Below are 1,364 nucleotides of genomic sequence, written 5' to 3' on the forward strand. Positions count from 1 at the left end.
TGGGCAGGCGGGTGGCAGCCGGCCGCACTGCGCGGTCGGCTTGCACCCACACGGCTTATCGGCTTGCCGCCGGTCCGGATGAAGCGCCGAAGCCCGGTTCAAACCGGGAAAGAGCCCGGCAAAAGAATGTCTTTTCCGACGTTCTGCAAGCGCGTGTGGCCGCAGAAGGCCATCGTCAGTTCCAGCTCGCGCTGGATGATTTCCAGCGAACGCGTCACGCCGGCTTCGCCCATCGCGCCCAGCCCGTAGAGGAAGGCACGGCCAATCATCGTGCCGCGCGCGCCCAGCGCCCAGGCCTTCAGCACGTCCTGGCCTGAGCGGATGCCGCCGTCCATCCAGACCTCGATGCGCGGGCCCACCGCGGCGACGATGGCAGGCAGCGCCTCGATGGACGATTGCGCGCCGTCCAGTTGTCGGCCGCCGTGGTTGCTGACGATCAGCGCATCGGCGCCGGAGTCAGCCGCCAGGCGGGCATCTTCCACGTCCATGATGCCCTTGAGGATCAGCTTGCCGCCCCAGCGCTGTTTGATCCACTCGACGTCGCCCCAGTTCAGCTTCGGGTCGAACTGCTTGGCCGTCCATTCCGACAGCGAGCCCATGTTCTCGACCCCGCTGACGTGGCCGACGATGTTGCCGAACTGGCGGCGTTTGGTGCCCAACATGCCCAGGCACCAGCGAGGCTTGGTGGCCAGGTTGATGAGGTTGGGAATCGTCAGCCTGGGCGGCGCGGTCAGGCCGTTTTTCAGGTCCTTGTGGCGCTGGCCGAGGATCTGCAGGTCCAGCGTCAGCACCAGCGCCGAGCAGTTGGCGGCCTTGGCCCGGTCGATCAGGCGCTCGATGAAGCCGCGGTCCTTCATCACATAGAGCTGGAACCAGAACGGCGCCTGCGTGGCCGCGGCAATGTCCTCGATCGAGCAGATGCTCATCGTGGACAGCGTGAACGGGATGCCAAAGCGCTTGGCGGCCAGTGCGCCCAGGATCTCGCCGTCGGCATGCTGCATGCCGGTCAGCCCGGTCGGTGCGATGGCCACCGGCATGGCCGCGTCAATGCCGATCATCTTCACCGCGGTGCTGCGCTTGTCCATGTCGACCGCCACGCGCTGGCGCAGCTTGATCTTCTGGAAGTCTGCCTCGTTGGCGCGGTAGGTGCCTTCTGTCCACGAGCCGGAGTCGGCGTAGTCGTAGAACATGCGGGGCACGCGGCGCCGGGCCAGGACCCGGAGGTCTTCGATGTTGGTGATGGTGGTCATGCGGTGGTGGTCATGCGGTCTCCTGCCGGGCGATGCTAGCCGCGGGGCCTTCCGTCACCATGCGGGTTGGACCGGAAAAGATTTCAGGCCGGACCGGAAATCAGCGCCAGCCCT

1 protein-coding gene is annotated in these 1,364 nt (G+C 66.4%); it reads right to left on the reverse strand.

What is annotated here, in order from left to right; genetic code table 11:
- Positions 1-98: 98 nt before the first annotated feature.
- Positions 99-1,250, reverse strand: a complete 1,152-nt coding sequence (locus tag FKP22_RS30495) for an alpha-hydroxy acid oxidase (protein ID WP_141291942.1) — start codon at positions 1,248-1,250, stop codon at positions 99-101.
- Positions 1,251-1,364: the final 114 nt, after the last annotated feature.

Origin of the sequence: Ideonella azotifigens, assembly GCF_006519715.1 — a bacterium.
GTDB lineage: Bacteria > Pseudomonadota > Gammaproteobacteria > Burkholderiales > Burkholderiaceae_C > Ideonella > Ideonella azotifigens.

Coding starts and splice junctions, on each gene's coding strand:
- FKP22_RS30495 (WP_141291942.1), bottom strand. CDS start 1,250: ATGACCACCATCACCAACATCGAAGACCTCCGGGTCCTGGCCCGGCGC.